This window comes from Nocardia sp. 852002-20019_SCH5090214, assembly GCF_001665865.1.
GTDB classification, from domain to species: domain Bacteria; phylum Actinomycetota; class Actinomycetes; order Mycobacteriales; family Mycobacteriaceae; genus Nocardia; species Nocardia nova.
In genome coordinates, this window is the sequence record NZ_LZMK01000012.1 from 1 (window position 1) to 19,065 (window position 19,065).

General features: G+C 69.4%; 13 protein-coding genes and 1 pseudogene. 3 read left to right on the forward strand and 11 right to left on the reverse strand.

Annotated features, from left to right (window positions below; all coding sequences use genetic code 11):
* Window positions 1–200: pseudogene (locus A5780_RS41670) on the forward strand (hypothetical protein); the annotation flags it as partial.
* 465 nt (window positions 201–665) lie between these two features.
* Here A5780_RS41670 and proB read toward each other — a convergent pair.
* From proB to A5780_RS01065, 11 genes are all read right to left on the reverse strand, one after another.
* The gene (gene proB / locus A5780_RS01015) at window positions 666–1,784 is read right to left on the reverse strand and encodes a glutamate 5-kinase (RefSeq protein WP_063017715.1); all 1,119 of its coding nucleotides are present in this window, start codon (window positions 1,782–1,784) and stop codon (window positions 666–668) included.
* A gap of 106 nt (window positions 1,785–1,890) precedes the next feature.
* Window positions 1,891–3,351, reverse strand: a complete 1,461-nt coding sequence (gene obgE / locus A5780_RS01020) for a GTPase ObgE (protein ID WP_064901607.1) — start codon at window positions 3,349–3,351, stop codon at window positions 1,891–1,893.
* Between the two features lie 126 nt (window positions 3,352–3,477).
* A complete protein-coding gene (gene rpmA, locus A5780_RS01025) occupies window positions 3,478–3,744 on the reverse strand; it encodes a 50S ribosomal protein L27 (protein WP_030512747.1) in 267 nt (88 codons plus the stop codon).
* A 48-nt stretch (window positions 3,745–3,792) separates the two neighbouring features.
* Window positions 3,793–4,104 carry a 50S ribosomal protein L21 gene (gene rplU / locus A5780_RS01030; RefSeq protein ID WP_030512746.1) on the reverse strand — a complete coding sequence of 104 codons (312 nt, stop codon included), beginning with the start codon at window positions 4,102–4,104 and terminating at the stop codon, window positions 3,793–3,795.
* A 341-nt stretch (window positions 4,105–4,445) separates the two neighbouring features.
* Complete coding sequence (locus A5780_RS01035) at window positions 4,446–7,889, reverse strand: translation initiation factor IF-2 N-terminal domain-containing protein (RefSeq protein WP_064907491.1); 3,444 nt, start codon at window positions 7,887–7,889, stop codon at window positions 4,446–4,448.
* Between the two features lie 610 nt (window positions 7,890–8,499).
* On the reverse strand, window positions 8,500–8,901 hold the full coding sequence (ndk, locus tag A5780_RS01040) for a nucleoside-diphosphate kinase (protein ID WP_030512744.1): 402 nt from the start codon (window positions 8,899–8,901) through the stop codon (window positions 8,500–8,502).
* Between the two features lie 45 nt (window positions 8,902–8,946).
* Window positions 8,947–9,288 carry a DUF4233 domain-containing protein gene (locus A5780_RS01045; RefSeq protein ID WP_082857361.1) on the reverse strand — a complete coding sequence of 114 codons (342 nt, stop codon included), beginning with the start codon at window positions 9,286–9,288 and terminating at the stop codon, window positions 8,947–8,949.
* A 276-nt stretch (window positions 9,289–9,564) separates the two neighbouring features.
* Complete coding sequence (locus A5780_RS01050; RefSeq protein ID WP_064907507.1) at window positions 9,565–10,953, reverse strand: folylpolyglutamate synthase/dihydrofolate synthase family protein; 1,389 nt, start codon at window positions 10,951–10,953, stop codon at window positions 9,565–9,567.
* 86 nt (window positions 10,954–11,039) lie between these two features.
* A complete protein-coding gene (locus A5780_RS01055) occupies window positions 11,040–13,742 on the reverse strand; it encodes a valine--tRNA ligase (RefSeq protein ID WP_063017688.1) in 2,703 nt (900 codons plus the stop codon).
* A gap of 272 nt (window positions 13,743–14,014) precedes the next feature.
* Window positions 14,015–14,986, reverse strand: coding sequence for a diacylglycerol kinase family protein (locus tag A5780_RS01060; RefSeq protein ID WP_064907492.1), 972 nt, complete (start codon window positions 14,984–14,986; stop codon window positions 14,015–14,017).
* Window positions 14,983–16,560 carry an FAD-binding oxidoreductase gene (locus A5780_RS01065; RefSeq protein ID WP_064907508.1) on the reverse strand — a complete coding sequence of 526 codons (1,578 nt, stop codon included), beginning with the start codon at window positions 16,558–16,560 and terminating at the stop codon, window positions 14,983–14,985. The genes A5780_RS01060 and A5780_RS01065 overlap by 4 nt, the downstream gene beginning before the upstream one ends.
* Before the next feature lie 117 nt (window positions 16,561–16,677).
* Between A5780_RS01065 and A5780_RS01070 the strand changes: the two genes are divergently transcribed.
* The gene (locus tag A5780_RS01070; protein WP_227462926.1) at window positions 16,678–17,325 is read left to right on the forward strand and encodes a TetR/AcrR family transcriptional regulator; all 648 of its coding nucleotides are present in this window, start codon (window positions 16,678–16,680) and stop codon (window positions 17,323–17,325) included.
* 27 nt (window positions 17,326–17,352) lie between these two features.
* Complete coding sequence (locus tag A5780_RS01075) at window positions 17,353–18,933, forward strand: glycerol-3-phosphate dehydrogenase/oxidase (protein ID WP_064907493.1); 1,581 nt, start codon at window positions 17,353–17,355, stop codon at window positions 18,931–18,933.
* Window positions 18,934–19,065: the final 132 nt, after the last annotated feature.

Here is a 19,065-nt window from a genome sequence, read left to right on the forward strand (position 1 = left end):
TCGGATCCGGCTGGCAGTCCGCCGCCACCGAGATCGGAGCGCCGCGGGCGTCGATTCCGATGACCGAGCTGCCCGGCCCATCCGACCCGTCGGCGCCTCCGCTCACCGACCAGGAAGGTCAGCCAGGTATCACCGGCCCCATCCCCAACACCGATACACCGACGACTCCCGACCAACCCGGGGTATCGCCGCCGGGCTGATCGGTATTCGGGGGCGTGAGATTTCGGCAGTCCAGCTATGTCCGGACACATCACCCAGCGCTCAACCCAGGTGAGCCGGCCGACGACTGCGGAACAGGAGTAGCAGCTCCCGTCGAGGACGTTGTCGTCGGCGCACACACGTAGCCCTCATCCCCAACACCGACACATCGGCGACTCCCGACCACCGGTGTATCCCCGGGGCCGATCGATAGTCGGTCGCGCGAGATTCGGCAGCCGCCGCCGGGCCGGGCGGAACGCGCCCCGCCCGGTCCGGGCACCGCTGTTGATCATCGTGGCGCGGCGGTAGGAACTCCGTCGAGAATGTTGTCGCCGACCGACACGGCGGCATCGATCGCGACGTTTCGACAGCCTTCTCATCGAACGGCTCGGCGGCGGAGCCGGAACGTCCAGAGGCCGAGTGGCTTTCGCGCTGCGGGTACGACTCTCGATCCGGAGCCGAGATGCCTACAGCTTCACCAGATCGTCGGCGTGAATGACGGGGCGTTGCATACCTTCCGGCAGTTCGGAGGTGGAGTGGCCGGCCATGGCTTGCAGTTCGGTGCTGTCGTATTCGACGACGCCGCGCGCTACGGTGCGGCCGTCGGGAGCGAGCAGGTCGACCACATCACCGCCGTAGAAGCGGCCCTTGACGCCGGTGATGCCGGCGGCGAGGAGCGACCGGCGCGAATGCGCGACGGCCCTGACGGCGCCGGCGTCGAGGTGGATGGCGCCGCGGCTGTCGGCGGCGTGCCGGACCCAGAACTTGCGGGCCGACAACCGGACCGGACGCGCGGCGAAGGCCGTGCCCACCGAGGCGTCGCGCAGTGCCAGCGCCGCATCGGAGGCGGCGGCCAACAGGACGGGCACGCCGGCGTCGGCGGCGAGGCGGGCGGCCGAGAGCTTCGACGCCATACCGCCGGTGCCGAGTGCGCCACCGCTACCGGCGATCACACCGTCGAGGTCGGCGCTGTTGCGCACCTCGGGAATGAATGTCGCGGCGCCCTTGCGGGGGTCGCCGTCGTAGAGTCCGTCCACATCCGACAGCAGAACCAGCGCATCCGCACCGACCAGATGCGCCACCAGCGCGGCCAGCCGGTCGTTGTCACCGAAGCGGATCTCCTCGGTGGCGATGGTGTCGTTCTCGTTGACCACCGCGACCGCGTGCAGGGCACGCAGACGGTCGAGGGTGCGCTGCGCGTTGCGGTGGTGTTCGCGCCGGGCGAAGTCACCCGCGGTGAGCAACACCTGCCCCACCACCCGGTCGAATCGGGCGAACGAGGTGCCCCAGGCGTGGGCCAGCGCCAGCTGGCCGACGCTCGCCGCGGCCTGCTTCGTCGCGAGATCCCTTGGGCGGGCGGCCAATCCGAGCGGGGCTATGCCGGCGCCGATCGCACCGGAGGAGACCACCACCACATCCGATCCGGCGCGCATACGGGCCTCGATCGCCTCGGCGAGCTTGTCCAGGCGCGCGTTGTCGAGTCCGCCCTCGAGGCTGGTCAGCGCCGACGAGCCGATCTTGACCACCACGCTGCGCGCGGTCCGGATCGACTGCCTAGTAGTTACCGCTCCCTTATCGTAATCCACCTGTGTCACAACAACACTCACTCACTTGACGCGCCACCACCGTGACGCACGACGACTACCGGACCGGCACGCCCGCACACACCGGCGAAACCGGCGTGGCGGGCGATCACGGTTGGTCCTCGTCCTCCGAGACCAGGCCGCGGCGCACCCGGGAGGCATGCTTGCGCTCGGCGGCGGAGATGCGGTCGGTCTGGTCCAGGCGGGGGTCGGTCCCGCGCCCGGTCATCACCATATCGACGCCGGCCGAGATCTGCGGCTCCCACTCGAAGCTCACATCGCCGATGGTGACCTCGGCGCCGGGCACCGCACCCTGGCGAACCAGCTCGTCCTCGACGCCGAGGCGCGCGAGCCGGTCGGCCAGGTAGCCGACGGCCTCGTCGTTGTCGAACTGCGTTTGGCGCACCCATCTTTCGGGGCGCTCGCCGCGGACGATGAAGCCGCCCTCGACCTCCGGATCGGGTTCGACGGTGAAGCCGGTCTCCCCGGCCACCACCGGCCGGATCACCGGACGCTTCGGCGCCGCCTTCGGATGCGCCTCGCGATACTCGCGGACCATATCGGCGAGCGCGAAGGTCAACGGCCGCAAACCTTCCCGGCTCACCGCGGAAATCGTGAACACCGGCCAGCCGCGCTCGGTGAACTCGGACGTCACCATCTCGGCCAATTCGGCGGCGTCGGGGATATCGGCCTTGTTGAGGATGACCACGCGCGGCCGATCGGCCAGATCGCCCAGGCCGGCGTCGGCCTGCAGGGCGGGGCGATAGGCGGCCAGTTCGGCCTCGAGCGCGTCGACGTCGGAGATCGGGTCGCGGCCGGGTTCCAGTGTGGCGCAATCGACTACGTGAGCCAGCACCGCGCATCGCTCGAGATGCCGCAGGAAGTCCAGCCCCAGGCCGCGTCCGTCGCTGGCGCCGGGGATCAGGCCCGGCACATCGGCGACGGTGAAGGTGGTGTCCCCGCTGGACACCACGCCGAGATTCGGCACCAGCGTCGTGAAGGGGTAATCGGCGATTTTGGGCTTGGCCGCCGAGAGCACCGAAACGAGCGAAGACTTTCCGGCCGAGGGGAACCCGACCAGGCCGACATCGGCCACGGATTTCAGTTCGAGAACGAGATCGCGTTCCTCGCCCTCCTCACCCAGCAGGGCGAAGCCGGGCGCCTTGCGGGCGCGCGACACCAGCGCCGCATTGCCGAGTCCGCCGCGGCCACCGCGCGCCGCCACGAACCGGGTGCCCGCGCCGACCAGATCGGCCACGACCTCCCCGCCGTCGCCGATGACGACCGTGCCGTCGGGCACCTTCAGCAGCAGCTCCGAACCCTGTTTGCCGTCGCGGTTACCGCCCTCGCCGGGTTTGCCGTTGCCGGCTTTGGCGTGCGGGTGGAAGTGGAAGTCCAGCAGCGTGTGCACGTTCGGGTCGACTTCGAGAATCACGTCCCCGCCGTTGCCGCCGTTGCCACCGTCGGGTCCGCCGAGCGGCTTGTACTTCTCCCGATGCACCGAGGCACAGCCGTGGCCGCCCTTACCGGCGCGGACGTGCAGTACCACACGATCGATGAATTTGGACATGCCAGCTGGACCTCTGTGTTTCGGTGGACGGTGGTGGTGAGCCTCCCGGAACGGCGAACGGGCCAGGGTTTATCTGCTAAACCCTGGCCCGCTTCGAAGAATGTGTGGAGAAGGCTCCGGCGCGGCTCAGGCCTGCACCGGCTCCGGTACCACGATGTTGACGGTCTTACGGCCCCGCTTGGTGCCGAACTGGACCGCGCCCGCCTCGAGGGCGAACAGCGTGTCGTCGCCGCCGCGGCCGACGTTGACGCCGGGGTGGAAGTGGGTTCCGCGCTGGCGAACCAGGATCTCGCCGGCCTTGACGGCCTGGCCGCCGAAGCGCTTCACGCCGAGTCGCTTGGAGTTGGAATCGCGACCGTTGCGAGAGCTGGACGCACCCTTCTTATGTGCCATGGCTGAAAACTCCTCGATTCGAAACCGGGTGGTTCCGCTAGGTCGAAATTACTTGATGCCGGTGACCTTCAGGACCGTCAGCTTCTGACGGTGGCCCTGACGCTTGTGGTAGCCGGTCTTGTTCTTGAACTTGTGGATCCGGATCTTCGGGCCCTTGGTCTGCTCGACCACCTCGGCGGACACCGAAACCTTGGCCAGCTTGTCGGCATCGGTAGTCAGCTCGGCGCCGTCAACCACCAGCACCGGCGACAGCGATACGGCCGTGCCCGGTTCACCCTCGATCTTCTCGACCTTCACCAGGTCACCGACCGCGACCTTGTACTGCTTTCCGCCGGTCTTGACGATCGCGTACGTTGCCATCGGTCGGCTGCCCTCTTTCCTCAACTAGTGCTCGGCACTCTGCTCACACGGCCGCCTGCCGGTGGACACCGGAAACCGCCGTACGACTGGTCTGATAGTCACCGCCGCCTCGGTACTTCTTCCGCACCGGAGGGCTCGTTTTCGAGCCGGATCTCATGACAGCGCAGCGTCTTCTCAACACAACACGGTGCTGTCACCGGGCAGCGACTGTCCAAGATTACAGGACTGCCACCCCACGCACCAAACCGGGTCGCCACCACTCCGAACGCGATCCGCGGCGGCGCCCCGCCCGCCGTGCGGGCGGGGCCTGTGCTGCGAGTTCTCCGGTTCGACGCCCCGGATCAGTTCGGCGATTCCGGCGCGCCCGCGGCTCGCCCGGCGGACCGGCGACGGGTCCGCTGCCGCGGGGTCACCTCGGCCGGAGCCAGCTCGTCGAGCGAGAACTTCGGCGCGCTGTCCTGATCGGCGTCGGTCAGGACGAAGACCGCGCCCCGGCTGTCGGTCGACGGAGCCGACGCGGTGCGAGCCACCCGGCGGCGGCCGCGACGGACACCTGCCTCCGGAGCCTGCTCGTCCGGCTTCTTCTCGACCGGCATCTTCTCGACCGGCTTCGTCTCCGCCGGAGCTGGAGTGGACGTGGGCTCGGCCGGCGCCAACTGTGCTCCGATTCGGCCGGTCACCGCGGGCACCCGTTCGGCAGCGGGCTCCTGTGCGGGCCGCTCGGACTCCGCGACCGGCTCGGAGCCGTCTCGACCGGCGGCGACCACGGAATCGGCTGCTTCCGCGGGCACGGGTTCCGCTCGCACGGCTTCGGCTTCAGCGGATTCGGTGACCTCCGCCGCTGCCGCCCTCGCACGTCCCCGGCGCGAATCCCGCGAGCCCTTGGCCTGCGGGCTCGGTTCCGCCTTCGCCTCGACCGGCGCGGCGGCCTCGGCCACCTCGTCGTCGGTGTGATGCGCGGCCATCGCGAGCGCGACCGGATGAGCGCGCTTGACGGCCGCCTCCTCCTCGGGATGCGAATCCGCGGTCTCGGGCGCGGCGGTGCTCGCCTGCTTGGTCTCCTTGTCGCGGTCCTTGTCCTTGCGGCGGCGACGGCCTTCGCGGCGGCCGGCCCCTTCCTCGGCGGGCGCGGTCTCGACCGGGTAGTTGTGCACGATGATGCCGCGGCCGTGGCAGTGCTCACAGGTGGTGGAGAACGCCTCGACCAGTCCGGTGCCCAGCTTCTTGCGGGTCATCTGGACCAGGCCGAGTGAGGTGACCTCCGACACCTGATGGCGAGTACGGTCGCGTCCGAGCGCCTCGGTGAGGCGACGCAGCACCAGATCGCGGTTGGATTCCAGCACCATGTCGATGAAGTCGACGACGATCATGCCGCCGATATCGCGCAACCGCATCTGGCGCACGATCTCCTCGGCGGCCTCCAGGTTGTTGCGGGTGACCGTTTCTTCCAGGTTGCTGCCGCCGGAACCGGTGAACTTGCCGGTGTTGACGTCGATCACGGTCATCGCCTCGGTGCGGTCGATGACCAGGGTGCCGCCGGACGGCAGCCACACCTTGCGGTCGAGGGCCTTCGCCAGCTGCTCGTCGATGCGCAGGCTGCCGAAGACGTCCGCGCCGTTGTTCTCGTAGCGCTCGACCCGGGCCAGCATGTCCGGTGCGACGGTGCGGACGTAGTTCTCGACGGTCGTCCATGCCCGGTCACCCTCGATGACCAGCTTGGAGAAGTCCTCGTTGAACAGGTCGCGGACCACCTTGACCAGCAGGTCCGGCTCTTCGTACAGGGTCTTCGGCGCGCCCGACCCGTTCTCGGCCTGCTTCTCGATGGTCTTCCAGGTGGCCTGCAGCCGCTCGACGTCGCGGGCCAGCTCGGTCTCGCTCACACCTTCGGACGCGGTGCGGATGATCACTCCGGCGTCCTGCGGGACGATATCGCGCAGGATCTCCTTGAGCCGCTTGCGCTCGGTGTCGGGCAGTTTGCGGCTGATACCGGTCGAGGTCCCGCCCGGAACGTAGACCAGGAAGCGACCGGCCAGGCTGATCTGCGTGGTCAGCCGGGCGCCCTTGTGCCCCACCGGATCCTTGCTGACCTGCACCAGGACGGTGTCGCCGGGTTTGAGAGCCTGCTCGATCTTGCGTTCCTTGCCGCCGAGCCCGGCGGCCTCCCAGTTCACCTCACCGGCGTAGAGCACGCCGTTGCGGCCGCGGCCGATATCGACGAACGCCGCCTCCATGCTGGGCAGCACGTTCTGCACCTTGCCCAGGTAGACGTTGCCGACCATGGACGCCGTGCCGGTGTTGGTGACGAAATGCTCGACCAGGATGTTGTCCTCGAGCACCGCCACCTGGGTGGTCGCGCCGACATGCGAGTGTTCACCGGCCGGGAACGACTTCTCGCGGACCACCATGACCCGGTCGACCGCCTCGCGACGGGCCAGGAATTCCGATTCGGTGAGGATCGGCGGGCGGCGGCGACCGGCCTCGCGACCGTCGCGACGACGCTGCCGCTTGGCCTCCAGCCGGGTCGACCCGCTGATGCCCTGCACCTCGTCGACCGCGCGGCGCTTGTTGCGCGGTTCCCGCTCGTGCACGACTGTGTTCGGCGGATCGTCGTCGGCAGGCTCGGATTCGTTGTCCTCACCGGCCTTGCGACGACGGCGACGACGGCGACGGCGGGTGGAACCCTCCGGCGTCGAACCCGACTCGTCGTCGCTCTCCTCGCCGGTCTGCTCGGCGGCCGCTTCCTCGGCGGATTCGTCGGAGTCGGCGTGCGACTCGGCGTCCTCGTCGTCGGATTCGTCGTCGGACTCGTGATCGGCGTGCTGTTCGCCCCGGCCCCGGCCGCGACCGCGACGGCCACGGCGGCGACGACGCGAGCGACCGCCGTCCTCCTGCTCGTCACGCGACTGCTCGTCGTCCCAGTCGCCGCCGGCTTCGGTCTCGGGCTCGGCTGCCGCGACGGACTCGGGCTCCGCCGGAGTTTCCTCCGGCTCGGTGTCGGTGACCTTTTCGCCGGCTTTCTCGGCGGCCTTTTCAGCGGCTTTCTCGGCCGCCTTTTCGGCGGCCTTGGCCTCGCGTTCGGCGCGCCGGCGGCGGCGCATCTCCTCGGCCGCCGCGGCATCCGGCGGCAGGAACAGCGGCGCGGCCGCGATACTCGCCGGCTCGAAGACGACCGGCTCCTCGGGCTGCGCGACGGGCTGCTGGAACGGGCTGGTGAACAGCGAAGTGTGGGGTGCCGATTCGGGCTCGGCGGGGGTCGCCGGCGACTCGGATGTCACTGCGGAGTTCGCCGTGCCGGCGGCCTCGGCGACGCCCGCGGCCTGCACGGTATCGGCGACCTCGGTTTCGGCGACCGCGGTGGAGGCGCCGGACTCGCTCGGCACGGGCTCGCCGGCCGTATCCGGCGCGGTGGCGGTCTGCGCGGTATCGGCCGCGGCGGTGGATGTGGTCGCCGGAGACGCACTCTCGGCGGGCGCCGGAGCAGGCGTCTCGGCCTGTTCGGTCGCGGGCTCGGCCACCGGTTGCTCGGCGCCGGCCTGTGGGGGAACGAGCGCGTCGCGCACGGATTCGGCGACGGTCCGGTCCAGGCTGGATTGGGCACTGCGGGCTTCCGCACCCAGTTCGGTCAGGTGGGCAAGGATGCGCTTGCTGGTGGTTCCCAAAAGTTTCGCCAGCGCGTGCACCCGGATACGTTCGGGCAACTGCGCTGCCTCCCCTACCCCGGCCACCTCGGTCGAGGTGGATTCACCATTGCTCTGCGATGTTCCTTGCGGCTCTTGATCGGCCACGAAATCTCCTCGGGCCCCCGGGCGCGTCCCACTCGTACGAGAGTGACGCGGCCGACGCGGGGGCGCTGTCCGTTCGCCTCACGCCTGTGGCGCAAGGTCTGATGGTCTCGCCCCGCGTGCCCGGTTATCACCTGTCGTACGTCGTTCGGGCTAACTGGTCACGCGGCGCCTGGCTGTTGGCTTGCACACCTGAGCTCGAGCGCTCATCCAGCGTGCCGCCGAACAGCGAGTCTTGTAACCGTCCGGGGCAGCGATGATCGGCGTCGAGCCGCGGTGCCATTCGGTTGCGTTCGCCACCTGCCCCGATAGGTAGGCGTCGATCACATCCGCTTCCAGTATCCCACACAGCGACCCACTGGTACGCCATCGGAGCGCGACCGCCCCGTTTCCGTGGCCCGACCGGCGGCTCTTTCCTACACCTGAGGAGGTCTTTGCCGACCGACGTCGATCACTGGCTGGAGTGTCGCCGCGACCCGCGAGCAAACCGGCTCACCCGGCCCGGAGCGAGTCCTCCGAGCGACCGTTCGCGGCCGGCTCGCCGTCGGATGCCCGAACGGCGAGCCCAGAGGCCGCGAACCCGCCGGTGCGAATCGGAGCCTGAAAGACAGAGCTAGAACCAGAGTGCGATCTCGCGCTTCGCGGATTCGGGCGAGTCGGAGCCGTGCACGAGGTTGAACTGGGTTTCCAGGGCGTAGTCGCCGCGGATGCTGCCGGGAACGGCCTTCTCGACCGGGTCGGTGCCGCCGGCGAGTTGGCGGAAGGCGGCGATGGCGCGCGGGCCTTCGAGGATGGCAGCAACGACCGGTCCGGAGGTGATGAATTCGATCAGCGAGCCGTAGAACGGCTTGTCGGCGTGTTCGGCGTAGTGGGCGGCGGCAAGTTCTTCGGAAACCTGCTCGAGCTTGAGGGCCGCGATCTTCAGGCCTTTGCGTTCGATGCGGGTGATGATCTCACCAACCAGGCCTCGCGCCACGCCGTCCGGCTTGATGAGTACCAACGTCTGCTCAGTCACGGCGCCACTCTAACCGGCGCTGCCACGGGATTCCGAACCGAGCCCTCAGGACGAGCCCTGCATCCGCTGGCTGGGCAGTAAACCCTGGTCCATGCGGCGTTTGACGTCGGAGCGCAGGACCAGAATGAACGCCCACACGGCCGCGAACACGACGCCGATGATGCCGATCGACAGATGGATGAATCCGCCGGCCAGCACCAGCACCTGCAGGCCGAGATTGAACGGCACGGCCCACGAGCGGCGCTGCATTCCGGAGCCGACGAACATCAATACGGCCAGGCCGACCAGGTAGGTCACCGACCACCAGCTCAGTCCGCCGCCGACGGCCCCGACCACCGGCAGTGCCAGCAGCACGGTGATGGCCTCGAGTACCAGCGCACCGGCCATCACACCGCGGAAACCCTTCCACGGGTCGGTCGCGGGCGCGGGTACACCCGGCTTCGGTGCGCCGGCCTCGCCGCGCACATCGTCCTCGCTACCCACGTTGCCTCCTCCGCGCCGCACCGCCGATGCCCTCGACACCAGCTTCCCACTGCACCCTGCATCCACGTTCCGCCGGGCCCGCGAGGTGACGCAAGCTGCCCCACCGCTTCACGCTGTATCCGATGCCGCGTTCCGCCGGGCCCGCGTGGTGACGCAAGCTGCCGCCTCCGGCCCACCGCATCACGCGGGGTCCTTCCCGAACAGCGAGCGCGCCGCACCCGCGGTGACCACCGAGCCGGTGACCACGATGCCCGCGCCGGATACCGGTTCGCCGGCGTCGCCCGCTTCCTCGGCGATGGCGATCGCGGTTTCCACCGCATCGGCGAGGCTGTTCGCGGTGACGACTCGCTCATCACCGAAACGCTGGACGGCCAGGTCGGCGAGTTCGTCGATGCCGAGCGCCCGCGGTGAACCGTTGGTGGTGACAACGATCTCGTCCAGCACCGGCTCCAGCGCGGCGAGAATGCCGGCCGCATCCTTGTCCGAGAGCACCGCGACCACGCCCACCAACTTACGGAAGTCGAATTCCTCGGTGAGGGTCGCGGCCAGCGCCCGCGCACCGGCGGGATTGTGCGCGGCGTCGATGAAGATGGTCGGCGCGCTGCGCATCCGTTCCATCCGGCCCGGACTGGCCGCCGCCGCGAATCCGGCGCGCACCGCGTCGATGTCGAGTTGTTTCTGCGCGCCGGCGCCGAAGAACGCCTCGACCGCCGCGAGCGCCAGCGCCGCGTTGTGCGCCTGGTGTTCGCCGTGCAGCGGCAGGAAGATCTCGTCGTAGACGCCGCCGAGCCCCTGGATCTCCAGTACCTGACCGCCGATCGCGACGCGGCGCGACAGCACCCGGAACTCGGACCCGGCGCGGGCCACCGCGGCATCGGCGTCCACCGCGCGCCGCAGCAGCACCTCCATCGCCTCGGGATCCTGTTCGGCGATAATGGCCACGGTGTCGCGCGGAATCAGCAGATCCTGCGGCGACTTCTTGATGATCCCGGCCTTCTCACCGGCGATCGAGGCCAGATCCGGCCCCAGATAGTCGGTGTGGTCCAGGCCGATCGGCGTGATCACCGCGACCTGCCCGTCGATGACGTTGGTCGCGTCCCACGTGCCGCCCATCCCGGTCTCGACGACCGCGACATCGACCGGCGCCTCGGCGAACGCCGCGTACGCCATCGCGACGAGGACCTCGAATTTGCTCATCCGCGGTCCTGGTCCGTCGCCGAGGGCTCCGTCGGTCGATCGCGCGTCGATCATCTCGACGTAGGGCAGCAGTTCCCGATAGATCTCGACGTAGCGGGCCGGGCTGATCGGCGCGTTGTCGATGGCGATCCGTTCGGTCGCCAGTTGCAGATGCGGGCTGGTGAACCGCCCGGTGCGCCGGTGCAGCGCGGTGAGCAGCGCATCGACCATCCGGGTGACCGAGGTCTTGCCGTTGGTGCCCGCGATGTGGATGGCGGGATAGCTCTGCTGCGGGGAGCCGAGGAGGTCCATCAGGGTCGCGATCCGGGCCAGCGACGGCTCGATCTTGGTTTCACCCCAGCGCTGGTCGAGTTCGGCCTCGACCAGCGCCATTTCGGCGAGGTCCACCGGCGAGGGACCGGTGCGCAGCCGGTCCGCACCGCCGGCGAGCGGTTCGCGGTCGAATCCTTCGCCGCCGCTCACTTCTTCGCCGCCGGCTCCGTGATCTGCGCCAGCCGCGCCCCGATCCGGGCCACCTCGGATTCGGCGACCTCGCGACGGGTGCGGATCTTGGCGACCACCTCGTCGGGCGCCTTGGCCAGGAAGGCCTCGTTGCCGAGTTTGGCGCTGGTGGCGGCGAGGTCCTTCTGCGCAGCCGCGAGATCCTTCTCCAGCCGGCGGCGTTCGGCGTCGAGGTCGACCGAACCGGAGGTGTCCAGTTCGACGGTGACGGTGGCGCCGGACAGGCGCACCTCCACCGCGGCGGTCGCGGAGAAGTCGGCGTCCGGAGCGGTGAGCCGGGCCAGGGTGGCGATCTCCGCGTGCAGCCCGGTCAGGTCGGCGGTATCGATGCCGATCAGTTTCGCGGCGACCTTCTGCTTGTCGGTCAGGCCCTGATCGCTGCGGAACCGGCGGATCTCGGTGACCAGCTTCTGCAGATCCGCGATGCGCTGCGCCGCAACGGTATCGGTGGCGACACCCGAGGACTGCGGCCACGCGGCGGTCACCAGCGAGTCGTCCTCGCCGGCCTCGGTGAGGGCCTGCCACAGCGTTTCGGTGACGAACGGGATGGCCGGGTGCAGCAGGCGCAGCACCGAATCCAGCACGTTACCGAGAACGATGCGCGTGCTCGCGGCCCGTTCCTCCGACTCGGCGAACTGCACCTTGGCCAATTCCAGGTACCAGTCACACAGTTCGTCCCAGGCGAAGTGGTACAGCGCCTCACAGGCCTTGCCGAATTCGTAGCGGTCGAAGGCAGCGTCCACCTCGGCACGCACCTCGTCCAGCCGGTCGAGGATCCAGCGGTCGGTGTCGGTGAGGGTGGCGCGTTCGGGCAGTTCGCCCGGCGCGGCCCCGTTCATGAGCGCGAACTTGCTGGCGTTGAACAGCTTCGTGATGAAGTTGCGCGAGGCCTGCACGTGCGGCGGACCGACCGACAGGTCGCTACCCGGCTGGGCGCCCCGGGCCAGGGTGAAACGTGTTGCGTCCGCGCCGAATTCGTCGATCCACAGCAGCGGGTCGACACCGATGCCCTTGGACTTGGAGTATTTGCGGCCGAATTCGTCGCGGATGAGGCCGTGCAGGAAGACGTCGTCGAACGGAACCTGCTGCCGTCCGGGATCCTTACCGGCGGCGATGACCGGATCGTCGGAGACGAACATGCCGAACATCATCATCCGGGCCACCCAGAAGAACAGGATGTCGTAGCCGGTGACCAGCACGCTGGTGGGATAGAACTTCGCCAGTTCCGGGGTGGCGTCCGGCCAGCCCATCGTGGAGAAGGGCCACAGGCCGGAGGAGAACCAGGTGTCGAGGACATCCGGGTCCTGCACCCAGCCCTCGGGCGCCTGCTCGTCGGGGCCGACACACGCGATCTCGCCCTCGGGGCCGTACCAGATCGGGATGCGGTGGCCCCACCACAGCTGCCGTGAGATGCACCAGTCGTGCATGTTGTCGACCCACTCGAACCAGCGCGGTTCCTGGCTCGCCGGGTAGATCTTCACCGCGCCGTTGCGTACGGCGTCACCGGCGGCCTTGGCCAGCGATTCGACCTTCACCCACCACTGCATCGACAGGCGCGGTTCGATCGGTTCGCCGGAGCGCTCGGAGTGTCCGACGCTGTGCACGTACGGACGCTTCTCGGCGACGATGCGCCCTTCGTCGGCCAGCCGCTCGCGAATCTTGACGCGCGCCTCGAACCGGTCCATCCCGTCGAATTCGGTTCCGGTGTCGGCGATCTTGCCGGTCTTGTCCATGATGGTCGGCATCGGCAGGTTGTGCCGCAGGCCGATCTCGAAGTCGTTGGGGTCGTGCGCGGGGGTGATCTTCACTGCGCCGGAGCCGAATTCGGGGTCGACGTAGTCGTCGGCGACGATCGGGATCTGGCGACCGGTGATCGGGTGGTACACGGTGGTGCCGATCAGCGCCCGGTATCGCTCGTCGTCCGGATGCACCGCGACCGCGGTATCGCCGAGCATGGTCTCCACCCGGGTGGTGGCCACGATGACGTGCGGTTCGTCGTCGTTCAGCGAGCCGTAGCGCAGCGAGACGAGCTCACCCTCGACGTCCTCGTATTTCACCTCGACGTCGGAGATGGCGGTCTCGAGCGAGGGCGACCAGTTCACCAAGCGCTCGGCCCGGTAGATCAGCCCGGCGTCGTAGAGTCGCTTGAAGATGGTCTGCACCGCGCGGGACAGGCCGTCGTCCATGGTGAAGCGGTCGCGGCTCCAGTCGATGCCGTCGCCGAGGCGGCGCATCTGGCCCTGGATGGCGCCGCCGGATTCGCGCTTCCAATCCCAGACCTTGTCGACGAACAGTTCGCGGCCGAAGTCTTCCTTGGTCTTGCCGTCGACGGCGAGCTGCTTCTCGACCACGGTCTGGGTGGCGATACCGGCGTGGTCCATACCGGGCAGCCACAGCACCTCGTAGCCCTGCATCCGCTTGCGGCGGGTGAGCAGGTCCATCAGGGTGTGGTCGAAGGCGTGGCCCATGTGCAGGTTGCCGGTGACGTTCGGCGGCGGCAGCACGATCGAATAGGGCGGCTTCTCGCTCGCCGGGTCGGCGGTGAAGTAACCGGCCGCTACCCAGCGCTCGTACAGGTCGGCCTCTACATCGCTGGGGTTCCAGCTCTTGGGGAGGGCGTCGGCACGATTTCGCGAGTTATCAGGGGCTGCGCTGGTCACCGTGCGATTCTACGGAGTTGAGCAGGAGCACTCGACAGGGCCCTGCACACGGCACCGGAGAAAGATGTAGGGCGGGGTTTTCGGCGGATGAGGGACACCGAAAACCCCGCCCACGTCTTCGAGACTACCGCCCGGATCGGCGCAATACACCAATCCATATGCAATTCTCAGCTTTTGCCCGAATCCGTTGTGCAGGTGCGGGTTTGCCACTCAGCATGCTCGCAGATTCCCCGCCGAGATGCGGAGGCCGCGCCCCGCCTGCGCGCGGCGGGTCACGGCACGAGTATCGCCAGCGCTCCGGGTTCGGCGCGGAAGGTAGCCGGTAGCAGTCCCGCCGGGTCGCCGTCGGCGGTCGCCGGTACCGCGGCGGTGAGGGTGATGGTCCGGGCCCGATAGTGCCCGACCGCCGGATGATCGACGCGCTTGCCGGCGGCCAGCGCCGGGAGCAGACGGACCATCTGCAGCCGCGACATGGCGCCGACCACGGTCAGGTCGAGCAGGCCGTCGTCGACGATCGCGTCGGGGCAGATGAGCATGCCCCCGCCGTAGGTCCGGGTGTTGCCGACCGCCACCATCACGGCCTCGGTCTCGAAGACGCGATCACCGGCCGAACCCGGCTCGCCGGACAGTTCGATGCGGTAGGGCACCCCGAGTTGCCCGAGCAGTTCCGGCACGGCGGCGAAGGAGTACCGCAGCGAGCCCTTCGGCCGGCGCATGCTGTTGGCGCGCAAGGTCACTCGCGCGTCGAAGCCGGTGCCGGCGACGGTGGCGAATCGCATGGGCCGATGCGCGATCGCGGGTTCGATGCCGGCCGCCCACCCCTGAGCGTGCTCGGGGTCGGGCCGGGATTCGATCGCGCCGAGGTCGATGGTGCGCACGGAACCGCCGAGCACGATATCGGCCGCGGCGCGCGGATCGTCGTCGGGCACGCCCAGCTCCCGGGCCAGGTCGTTTCCGGTCCCACCGGGCAGCAGCCCCAGCGGCACCCCGGTCGAGGCGATGGCCTGCAGCGTGACGCAGACCAGTCCGTCACCGCCCGCGCAGACGACTGCGTCGGGACACTCGGGACCCCGCACCGAATCCCGGATCAGGCGAACGGTTTCCGCGGCGTCGGCACCGCGGATCTCGCGTACCCGCACACCGCGTTCGGCGAAGCGGGCGGCGGCCGCGGCGGCCGCGGCCAGTCCCCGGCCGTGGCCGGAGTGCGGGTTGGTCACCAGCGCGACCGATCGGATGGCGGTCATGGAATCAGCTTGCCCGGGTTGAGGATTCCCGTCGGGTCGACGGCGTCCTTGACCGCGCGCAGGATGCGCGCGCCCAGGTCGCCGATCTCGGCCGACATCCACGGCCGGTGGTCGGCGCCGACGGCGTGGTGGTGGGTGATGGTGCCACCGTTTCCGGCTATGGCGTCACCGACGGCGCGTTTGGCCAGCGCCCACTGCGCCAGCGGATCGTCGGCCTGTTTGGCGACGACGGTGAAATACAGCGAGGCACCGGTCGGGTAGGTATGCGAGATATGGCACATCACCATCGCGGGAGTGCCCTGTGCGCCGAGCGATTCGGTGAGTGCGGCGGTGACCGCTGCCTTGAGCCGCTCGACATTCGACCAGCTGGTCGCCGTCTCGAGCGTTTCGCACAGCACGCCGATGTCGAGCAGCGCATCGCGCAGATACGGCGCGGCGAAACGGCCGTGTTCCCATTCCCGCGCCGGCTGTTCACCGAGTGCGGTGCCGCCGGCCGCGGCGAGCAGTGCCGAGGCCTCGGCACTCCGCGCGGCCACATGGGCCGCGGTGCCCTCGAACGTGGTGACGGCCAGGCAGCCACCGACCGACGCCCCGCCGATATCACCGGAACGGGCCAGATTGAGCCCGGTCTCGGCCTCGTCGGACAGGCGCAGCACGGTCGGCGCCGCGCCGTTCTGTACCACGGCGCGCAGCGCGGCGGCCCCGGTGACGAAGTCCGGGAACGACCACGCCTGATAGGCGGTGGTCTCCGGAATCGGATGCACCCGCAGCGTCACCTCGGTGATGACACCGAGCGTGCCCTCGGATCCGGCGAACAACTCGCGCAGATCGGGTCCGGCGGCCGAGGCGGGCGCACGACCGAGATCGACTGTGCCCGTGGGTGTTGCGACCTTCAGGCGCATGATCATGTCGTCGAAGCGGCCGTAGCCGGCCGAGGCCTGGCCCGAGGATCGGGTGGCCGCGAAGCCGCCGATGCTCGCGTATTCGAAGCTCTGCGGGAAATGCCCGAGCGACAGGCCGTGGCCGGCGAGCAGCTTCTCCGCCTGCGGTCCGGTCAGCCCGGCGCCCAGGGTCGCGGTACCGCTCACCGGGTCGACGTCGGACAGTCCGTCGAGGCGCCGCAGATCCAGCGCGATCACGGTGGCGAAGCGACCCCGCGCGGGTTCCACCCCGCCCACCACACTGGTGCCGCCGCCGAAGGGGACGACCGCGACGGCCTGCTCGGCGCAGTAGGCCAGAACGGCCAGCACCTGGTCGTGGTCGGCGGGAAAGACGACGGCGTCGGGTGCGTCCTGCGGCGCTTCGGCGCGGCGGCGCAGCAGGTCGGGGGTGCTCTTGCCGCCCGCGTGCAACAACCGGTCGCGGTGGTCGGTCGACACTCGATCCGCACCGACCACCGCCGACAGCCCCGCTCGATGCGCGGCCGTCAAGCCGGATTCCCGCAGCGGCACGTCGCCCTCATCACGACGGGCCACCGGGTCTCCGGACACTCCGAACACCTGCGCCACCAGGGTCCGGATCCGGTCCGGAAGCGGCGCATGCGCCGAGGCGATGCCCCAGGCATCCCAGACCATACTCGGGCGATCGGACGACTCGCCCGGCGTCGAGTTTTCCGGTTGTACTGCCGATGTGTCCTGTCGCGTGTCGACCATGCGTTACAGTCTGACATAGACTGTCAAGCAGTAACGAACATGAACGTAGTTGACGAATACGGATCGATTGGTGAGTTGTTGATGGAGCCCAACGAATCCCCCGGCCCCGACAGCGAAGTGCCGGCCATCGACCTGGCGATCCTGGAGGCGGGACGCGCCTGTGTCGAGGAGTTCGGTGTACGCCGGACCACGCTGAGTGAAGTCGCCCGGCGCGCCGGCGTCAGTCGCCCCACGGTGTACCGGCGCTGGCCCGACACCCGGTCGCTGATCGCCGAGCTGCTGGTCCGGGAGCTCAGCGAGATCGTGGCGGCGAGCATTCCCACCGAAGGTCCGGCCCGCGCGCGCCTGGTGGAGGGCATCGTCTCGGGCGCGGCCGAGATTCGCTCGAACCCGTTGTTCGCCAAGATCTTCCGCATCGACACCGACCTGATGCTGACCTACGTGTTCGGCCGGCTCGGCCGCAACCAGCGGCAATTGATCCAGGTGTTCTCGACCGCTGTGCGCGAGGGACAACGCGACGGTTCCATCCGCGCCGGCGATCCCGACCACCTGGCCACCATGCTGCTGCTGATCGGCCAGTCCACCGTGCAGTCGGCGAGCACGGTCAGCCATCTGCTCGACGACGCCGGGCTCGATGTCGAGCTCGCCCGCGTCGTCGACCGGTACCTGCGTCCCGATACCGACTAGTCCCGAAAACAGAGAGCGAGACAGCGCATGCTCGACGAGAGCGCATCGACGGCGGGCCACGGGCTCGGCGACACCGCGGGAGATTCGGCACTCAACGCCGCCCGCCGCGGCCGTGAACTGCAGGCGCTCGGCGATGCGGACCGCATCGACGTCCTGGTCGTCGGCGGCGGCGTCACCGGTGCGGGGGTGGCGTTGGACGCGGCCGCTCGCGGCTTGCGAACCGTCCTGGTGGAGGCCCACGATCTGGCCTTCGGGACCAGCCGGTGGAGTTCGAAACTCGTCCACGGCGGATTGCGCTATCTGGCCTCCGGCGGGGTCGGAATCGCCCACGAGAGCGCGGTGGAACGCGACATCCTGCTCACCACCACCGCACCTCACCTGACTCGCTCGATTCCGCAGCTGGTTCCGTCGTTCTCCGGCGGTTCCCTGCCGCAGCGACTGCTGGTCCGCGCGGGCTTCCTGGCCGGAGATGTGCTGCGGCGCAGCGCCGGAACCTCGCCGAGGATATTGCCGCGATCGCGCCGGGTCGCCGCGGCCGAAGCGCTGCGGCTGGCGCCGACACTGCGCCGCGCCGGGTTGCGCGGCGGGATGACGGCCTGGGACGGCCAGCTCGTCGACGACGCGCGACTGGTGGTGACGATCGCGCGCACCGCCGCGGCGCACGGCGCGACCGTGCTCACCCGGGTACGCGCCGAGCAGGTGACCGGTGAGTCCGCGGTCCTGCACGATGTGCTGACCGGTGAAACCCTGTCCGTACGAGCACATTCGGTGATCAACGCGGCCGGGGTGTGGGCCGACCAGGTCGATCCGAGCATCGAGTTGCGGCCCAGCCGCGGCACCCACCTGGTCTTCGACGCCGCGGCCTTCGGCGGGCTCACCGCCTCGCTGACCGTGCCGATTCCGGGCAGCACCAGCCGTTTCGTCTTCGCCTTCCCGGCCGCGCACGGCCGCGTCTATCTGGGCCTGACCGACGAGGACGCACCCGGCCCGGTTCCGGACGAACCGAAGCCCACCGACTCCGAGGTCGATTTCCTGCTCGACACGGTGAACACCGTGTTGCGGGAACCGTTGCGGCGCAGCGATATCCGCGGGTCGTTCGCCGGCCTGCGGCCACTGCTGCGCACCGCCGAGGATTCCACCGCCGACATCTCGCGGGAGCACGCGGTCCTGCACTCCCCCGGCGGCCCGATCACCATCGTCGGCGGCAAGCTGACCACCTACCGGCAGATGGCCGAGGATGCGGTCGATGCCGCCGTAGCCGCCGCCGGCCTGTCCGCCGCCCCCTGCCGGACCAAGCGAATTCCGTTGGTAGGAGCGGTGTCCGGACGCTCACGCGACCGGATCGCGGCACCCGGGGTGCTGGTCGAACGATACGGAGATCAGGCCACCCAGGTGCTCGCCGCACTGCGGGACAATCCGGGCCTCGCCGAACCGGTCGCACCCGGTATCGACGTCCTGCGCGCCGAATTCGCTTATGCGGCAACTCATGAGTGCGCGCTGGACGAGAGCGACCTGCTCGATCGACGCACCCGGATCGGCCTCGTCGACAGTGACCGAGCCGCAGCCCTTCCGGCCGCACAGGAGGCACTCGCCGCCAGCCGGGCCTGAACGACCGCAGCCCGTCGTGACATCGTACCGGGACGGCTGCGCGCCGATCCCGAGGCGGATCACATACCGAGCCGCTCACCGCGGAATCGGTTCGTGACGTCGGCGCTGCGGGTCAAGACCCCGAAACGCCGC